The organism is Xenorhabdus sp. PB61.4, assembly GCF_963894935.1.
Lineage (GTDB): Bacteria > Pseudomonadota > Gammaproteobacteria > Enterobacterales > Enterobacteriaceae > Xenorhabdus > Xenorhabdus stockiae.
The window spans coordinates 1-7,074 of record NZ_CAWQJR010000054.1; the positions used below are offsets into that span (position 1 = coordinate 1).

Below are 7,074 nucleotides of genomic sequence, written 5' to 3' on the forward strand. Positions count from 1 at the left end.
TCATTTTACTCAATGTAATTGCATTGGAAAGTTGAATCCACCATATGTCTATCTATCGTAAATTATGTTCATTTTTCTATATAAAACAAATTATGATGGTTAATCTGTTGAGGCTACAGTCCAGTTTTCACAGTTAGGTCACATCACAACGCTTTTTTCCTATTTTACAAAAAAGAATTGTTTGCTGATTTTTCTGTTTTTTTTCCGCACGCTTCCCGTCTGTGTTCAGCGACGGGAGGTTGGGAATGAGAAAGCGTTATACATTAATATTCTGGCTGGGATGGATGGCAGCATCAGTGAGTCAGGCCAAAACGGTGGTATATACCGACCGTCAACATATGCCCACTCACCTTTCCCCTGAGACACAGGTCGTCTGGCTGGATGCGGCTGAACAACAGCAAAAGCCATTCATTGCTCAGCTTTCCTCCGATCCGCAGCAAGCCGCTGTTCAGGCACAGGCAATACTGCAATCCCCCCAATGGCGTCAGCAGGAACAACAACTGATCAAGGCTTACCGTGCTGTGGTGCAGGCCTGGCAATCCGGCGTGCAGAAGTATCCGGCCGTGGTCTTTGATGATAGGGTGGTGGTGTATGGCACGGCGGATGTGGCAAAAGCCCTCGCACTCAGGGAGCAACATCAGCCATGAGTCTTCAACGTGTGACGTTTCCTGCACTCATCACCCTGATAGCGGCATTTTCCCCGGTGACACAGGCTTCCATCAATACGGCTCAGATTGTTGCCGGCAGTCTCTCGCCCTCCTGCATTCAGTGGCGGGTCAGTGGCCTCTGTTACTGGCTGCTCTGTGGCCTGCACGGTTGTACCGTGAAAACCTCGGTGAAGGTGACTCATTATCTTCCCGAAGTGGTGGTGTCTACCTATCACGCCTCTGGGGGTAATCCGTGGTCTGAAATGGCGCAGATCAGTCAACTCTCCGGTGGCGTGGAAAATACCGTAACCGGGGCGTTATCTCACCTGAATGCCGGTGGAGGTAACCACAATGTTCAGATTGCCGGGCAACGGCGTACCAGTCTGCGTTTCAAATATACTGATGCCATCGGACACCCGGCGACCAATCTGATAGGCGGACAAATCCCTGGTTATTCGTGCCGCAGTGCCGCCACCCCGTTGGTGCCTTATTTTCTCAGCACACTGGATTCGGTGGCGTGGCGCTCGGGCCTGCCGGAATCGTTCTACCCGGAAGCCCTGATACCCGGTCAGCGGGAGCTGGGCAGCCAGATGGCCGGCACTATGTGGGGCAATATTTATCCGCGCTCAGGGTTTATTAATCAGACGGATGATGACAAGGCCTCGGCTGTGGTGGCGCAACGGGTCGCAGATATCATTACCCGTGTCGGGCAACCCCATGTTTATCAGACATTAAAAGGCACCCGTACTGCGGGTTACTGGCCTCCCGAACCGGTCACCGAAAACACCGGTAGCAAAAATCACCAGTGGCAGCGGTTATCACCGCAGTTAAGTCAGTCCTGTGCGGTGTTTCCGGATGGGGAACATACGGCGGCTCGCAATGGCAATCAGGCCTATGCCCTGTGGCAGCCTTACAGTTGTTGCCAGCGGCGCGGACAGCGTTTTCTCAGCAGTACGGATATCTGAACAAGGGATAAATCATGATGAAAATAAACATGTTATGGCTGATAGTCGGTGGACTGGTCATCGCGTCTGCGCAAGCTAACGCCACAGGATTATCCCTGACATTACCGCAGGTGAACCGGAGCGCACTGGGTTATGGGGCAGACGCCAGCGGTGCAGTGTCTGATACGCTGTTCTATACCCTGGGGGGTGGTTCGGTGATATCTGAACCGGCCAGTCGCAGTGGCTCCACCACCCTCGGTGGATTAGAGCTGGGCTGGCGTTCGGATTTGATGTGCGGCAATTTTGACCTGAAAGCCACGGTCAGTAATCAGTTGAACGGGATTACAGCCGGGTTCAAGAACCTGATGAGTGATGTCATTCAGGGTGCCACCGGTGCGGTGGCCAGTCTGCCGGCGATGATTATCCAGCGGGCCAATCCGGGACTGTATGACATGCTGACTAACGGGGTGTTACAGGCCAATGTGGCGTTCGACAAAGCCCAGTTCAACTGTCAGGCGATGGCCAATAAAATGATGGATTTTGCGCAGAATACCAAATGGACGCAGTCGGCTGCTTTGCAGGAGTACAAAAGTCTGGTTAACGGTGGAGATGGGGATGCGGTGCGTGTCAATAACGCGGGCAGCAAAGCCACCGGTGCTGGCGGGCATCCGTGGATTGGCGGCCAGCGGCAGGGCGGAAAGGGACAGAGTGCCATTCGTCCGACCCGGGATTTAGCCAGTGCCGGTTTTAATATGATGAATCAGTTGCCGGTGCTGAGCCAGTCATCGGTCAGTAGTCTGAAGTGTGAAGGCAGTGCCTGCCGTAAATTCAGCAATGCCCGAGAGGCGGCCGAAGCCGTGGTCAGCGTGCTGGGCGACCGGGTCATCCGTACCTGTGCTCAGGCGGCAGACTGCACCAGTGGCGGCGAGAAACACCAACCGGGCACCACCGTGGCGGGTACGGGCTTTGCTCCGATGCTGGAAGCGCATACCCAAACAAATACAGAGCAGCTGGTCAAGCTGGTCAGCGGCACGGAAAAACCGACGGTGACTAATCTGGCGAAACTGAAAACCGGCAGCCTGACGGTAACCCAAGGTGTCATTCAGGCGTTGCAACGCGACCCGGACCGGGCTGCCCTGACGGGCCGTTTAGCGGGGGAGCTGGCGATGGCGGAAACCGTGGAAACCGCGTTACTGATGCGGCGGATGCTTATCACCGGCATGTCCGAACCCAATGCGGCAGCACAGTCAGAAGCGCTGGCTGAAGGGGAACGCCGGATTGCCGCGCTGGACCGGGAAATTGATGCGCTGAAGAATGAAATGCAGCTGAAACAGGCCCTGTCCCGTAATGCCATCCTGACCATTATTGAGCGGGATACCCAGCGCATCAACATGCATCCGCAAAAACAGGTGCCGGACAGCACCGATGCGCGTTTTTACCAGTTGGAAACCCCGAGCCGTGAGCGCAGGTAAGGCGGATGATGACAGAGAAACATTCAATATTCAGAAAAGGTGCAGTGTTATCAATGTTCATCGTGTTGGTGATGGGTATCACTTTGGCGACAGGCTGGGTCGGGCTGCATCAGGCAGAAAAACTTAACCGCATTCACCACTGGGTGACCGAAACCGGGGGAGTCTGGTTAATCTGGCGGTTAGGCCTGTATGCGGTACTGAGCTGGGGAGGTCAAAAAATCTGGCAAAGGGTGAAACATCTGCCGGAATACCGCGCAATGTTGATACGGATGATGGTGGCCAGCCTGCTGTTTATCCTGCTGGGTGAGTATGCTTTGTCAGGCACTATTGAGGAGATACGATGACAGCCAACAGCTATCTGGAATATTTTCTGACACTACTCGGCTGGGTCATCAACAATGGCCTGTGGCACATCCTGATTGCTACCGGACTGTTTACGCTGCCGTTAGTGGTAAAAGTGATTTCAGTCTGGCTGAAAGTCAGAGAGTGTGGCGAAGAAGACGGTCAGGCCGGGTTACAGTCGCTGGCCCGGATTGAAAACACCCTGTACGGCGCGTTCTTCGTGATGGTGGTGTGTTGTGTGCCGCTGGTCAATGTCAGCCTGACCACCCTTCAGTACGATACTTCCCGTGCCAAAAGCTGTGGCACCTGGACACCGACAGCGCCGGATAGCAGTGGCTATGCGCCGGTGATGTCCAGCCTGAACAACCAGACAGCCGCTGTGCCGCTCTGGTGGGCGGTGGTGCACCGGTTATCCAAAGGACTGACACAGGCGGCGGTGGCGTCCATTCCCTGTCGGCCGGATCTGCGGCAACTGCGCTTTGACGTGCAGCACACCCGCATCAGTAATCCGGCTCTGGCCGCAGAATTGCAGGATTTTACCCACGATTGCTATGCCTTAGCCCTGTATCAGTGGAAACTGCGCGATCGGGAACACACCACCGATCCGATTATCCTGAATGATACCGGCTGGCTGGGCAGCCGCACGTTTTTAGCCGGGGATTACCGGACGCTGCAATCCCGCCTCCCCCGGGCGGATTTTCCGTGGCAGGAGAGCCGGGATAATGGGCGGCCTTATACCGGGCAGGGCGGATACCCTACGTGTCAGGTCTGGTGGTCAACCGCTCAAACCGGTCTGAAAGACCGGGTACTGGCACAGGCCGATCCGGGGTTGTGGCTGCGCCTGTCAGCGACACTGAAAATACTGGGTAAAAACACGCCGGCTTATCAGGAAGCGGTGATCCGCCGTCTGGTCAGCCCGGTGAACCTGACGATTTCTCAGGAGGGCTATGTCTACGCAGGCTATGGCGGCAATGCCGATCCCACCTTGTTGGATGGCGCTAACCGCATCGGCACTTCCGCAGGGGCTTTATTGGGTGGATTACTCAGTATGCCGATGTTCGATGCGGTACGTCAGGCACTGCCGATGATGCAGGCGGTGATTTTGATGGCGTTGTATATCCTCATACCTCTGATTGTGTTGTTTGCGGCCTATGAATTTAAGACCATCTTTACGCTGACATTTGTGATTTTCGCATTGAATTTTTTGACCTTCTGGTGGGAACTGGCGCGCTGGCTGGACAGCCATTTACTGGAAGCCCTGTACGGCTCAGACACCCACAGCCTGTTTAATCTGGCGGGTATTCAGAATACCTCGGACGATTTAATCATGGGCTTGGTGATGGGGACGCTGTTTATTGTGCTGCCGATGGTCTGGCTGGGGGCATTAGCGTGGGCCGGGATACGGATGGGCGATGTGGCCGGTATGATGAGCCAGGGCGTGGGGCAGGTCAGGCAGTCTGCCGGCATGTTCGGGCAGATGGTGATGCAGAAGATGATGTCCAAAGGAAAGTAGACAAATTAAGCGTTTAAAATTCAGGGGATATACCCATCGTAATTGAAGATGCTTGATTTTTCATTCCTATCAGATCAAAATCGCGCCATGAAAATTACCCTGACAGATGCCCAAAAAGAAGCGCTTGAATTGATGCACGATACGACTCGTGATGGGCGCGTCCGTGACCGTATCAAAGCCGTGCTTTTAGCTTCAGAAGGCTGGACTGCTCAAATGATTGCTCAGGCTTTGCGTATTCATGAAAGTACGGTGAGTCGCCATCTGAAGGACTATTTCTCTGAGGAAAAACTCGGCCCTGAAAATGGGGGCTCTAAAAGCCGTCTGTCTGCCGAGCAAACAACAGAGTGAGTCGCGTATCTGACGGCAAATTTGATGCACACGACAGCCCAAATTGTTGCTTGGGTCGGGGCACGCTGGCAGGTCACTTTCTCTGTGGCCGGGATGACAAAATGGCTCCACCGTCAGGGATTCAACTACAAGAAGCCGGTGGGAACACCTCATAAATGCGATATGGATAAACAGCAACAGTTTATTGAGCGCTACAACGCGCTGAAAGCGGAATGTGGGCAAAATGAGCCGATTTTGTTTATTGATGCTGTGCATCCTACCCAATCTACAAAATTAAGTTACGGCTGGATGAAGCGTGGAAGGACGCAGGTTAAAGTGGTCGAAACCACCGGCAGCCGCACCCGCCTCAACATTATGGACGCCCTCAATTTGCAACGGATTGAAGCGACGGTGATCCGTGACTATCCGACGATTAACGCGAAAAATGTCGTCCTGTTTTTTGGTGCCATCCGGGAAACGTATCCGCTTTCACAAAGAATTCATATTATTCTGGATGGAGCGGGTTACCACCGTGCTGAAATAGTACAATTTTTTGCTGAAGTCCTGAATATCAGGTTGCATTATCTGCCACCTTACAGCCCTAACCTCAACCCGATTGAGCGATTATGGAAGTACGCGAATGAGCAGGTACGAAACAATGTCTATTTCCCGGATACCAAAACGTTCCGTAAAACCCTTCATCATTTTTTTCATGTCATCTTACCCGAAAAAGGACAGGAATTAGCTACCCGGCTGACCGATAATTTCCAGACTTTAATTCCTGCATCTTCAAGTTAATTGCGTATAGGCCACTATCCCTTATATTGAATTTGAATGTGATATTTGCCTTTATTTCATTCTATTAATAATGGTTCTGATAATTAAAATAAGTCATGTTACGTTAATGTTTTAATTAACCCGAATTCTGGATAAAAAATTGACGTGAGGCCTGTTCCAGGAGCAAAGTTTTGGTGAAAGCCGAAAACCACTCCGGAGAGGAACAGGCTATGAACAAATTAGTTGAAATTTTCTGCGATGTCGACGATTTTTGTCGTCTTTTCATCCCCCAGTGGGAGCAGTTTTGTCTCGAGAATAGGTACCGATTGCGCCGCAGGCAAGGACACATGTATCCCATTGAAATCATGACAATTTTGATCCTCTTTCAGCGGTCGCATTACCGTGATTTTAAAAATTTTTATCTGGAGCATATCTGGCAATATCACCACTGCGACTTCCCCACCTTGCTCAGTTATACCCGTTTTATCAGCATTGCCCCATCAGTTTTGGTGCCATTATGTAGTTATCTGACTCAATTAAAAGGAAAACCAACAGGCATTGCTTTTATCGATTCCACGAGTTTGCGCGTTTGCCATAACATCCGTATTCCTCGCCACAAGGTCTTCCAGGGAGTCGCGCAACGCGGAAAAACCTCTATGGGATGGTTCTATGGTTTCAAATTACACCTGATTGTTAACCATCTGGGCGACATTTTAGCCCTTAAAGTGACCTCAGGTAATGTGAATGATCGGGAGCCTGTTCGCGAATTATCAAAAGATCTAACAGGTTCTCTTTACGGCGACAAAGGATACCTAAGTCAAGCATTGGCGGATGATTTAGCCAAAACGGATATTACCTTTATCACAAAAAAACGCCGTAACATGAAAACCCTTGCGCTAGATGAGTGGGATAAGATGATGCTTAAAAAGCGTTTTATTATTGAAAGTGTGCCGCAGGCATACAAACTAGCAGCATAGGGAATGCAGCAGTATGTAGCATAAGCTCAGGAAGAGATGGTGGTCGGCCCACCGAAGTCCGCTGTCGGGAGCTGG

At 51.9% G+C, this 7,074-nt stretch carries 5 protein-coding genes and 2 pseudogenes; all 7 read left to right on the plus strand.

Annotated elements, in window-relative coordinates; translation table 11 throughout:
* The first annotated feature begins 245 nt into the window (after window positions 1-245).
* On the plus strand, window positions 246-647 hold the full coding sequence (locus tag AACX68_RS04285; RefSeq protein WP_228860683.1) for a TIGR03757 family integrating conjugative element protein: 402 nt from the start codon (window positions 246-248) through the stop codon (window positions 645-647).
* Window positions 644-1,612, plus strand: coding sequence for a TIGR03756 family integrating conjugative element protein (locus tag AACX68_RS04290; protein ID WP_228860684.1), 969 nt, complete (start codon window positions 644-646; stop codon window positions 1,610-1,612). Before AACX68_RS04285 ends, AACX68_RS04290 begins: the two co-directional genes overlap by 4 nt.
* 17 nt (window positions 1,613-1,629) lie before the next feature.
* Window positions 1,630-3,063: an integrating conjugative element protein gene (locus AACX68_RS04295; protein WP_370630333.1), complete on the plus strand. Its 1,434-nt coding sequence runs from the start codon at window positions 1,630-1,632 to the stop codon at window positions 3,061-3,063.
* A gap of 5 nt (window positions 3,064-3,068) precedes the next feature.
* On the plus strand, window positions 3,069-3,407 hold the full coding sequence (locus AACX68_RS04300; protein WP_228860686.1) for a hypothetical protein: 339 nt from the start codon (window positions 3,069-3,071) through the stop codon (window positions 3,405-3,407).
* Window positions 3,404-4,918: a conjugal transfer protein TraG N-terminal domain-containing protein gene (locus AACX68_RS04305; RefSeq protein WP_228860687.1), complete on the plus strand. Its 1,515-nt coding sequence runs from the start codon at window positions 3,404-3,406 to the stop codon at window positions 4,916-4,918. The genes AACX68_RS04300 and AACX68_RS04305 overlap by 4 nt, the downstream gene beginning before the upstream one ends.
* Window positions 4,919-5,005: 87 nt before the next feature.
* A pseudogene (locus tag AACX68_RS04310) lies at window positions 5,006-6,043 on the plus strand (IS630 family transposase).
* Window positions 6,044-6,252: 209 nt separating this feature from the next.
* Window positions 6,253-6,987 (plus strand): annotated as a pseudogene (locus AACX68_RS04315) (IS982 family transposase); the annotation flags it as partial.
* Window positions 6,988-7,074: the final 87 nt, after the last annotated feature.

Coding starts and splice junctions, on each gene's coding strand:
- AACX68_RS04305 (WP_228860687.1), top strand. CDS start 3,404: ATGACAGCCAACAGCTATCTGGAATATTTTCTGACACTACTCGGCTGG.
- AACX68_RS04285 (WP_228860683.1), top strand. CDS start 246: ATGAGAAAGCGTTATACATTAATATTCTGGCTGGGATGGATGGCAGCA.
- AACX68_RS04300 (WP_228860686.1), top strand. CDS start 3,069: ATGATGACAGAGAAACATTCAATATTCAGAAAAGGTGCAGTGTTATCA.
- AACX68_RS04290 (WP_228860684.1), top strand. CDS start 644: ATGAGTCTTCAACGTGTGACGTTTCCTGCACTCATCACCCTGATAGCG.
- AACX68_RS04295 (WP_370630333.1), top strand. CDS start 1,630: ATGAAAATAAACATGTTATGGCTGATAGTCGGTGGACTGGTCATCGCG.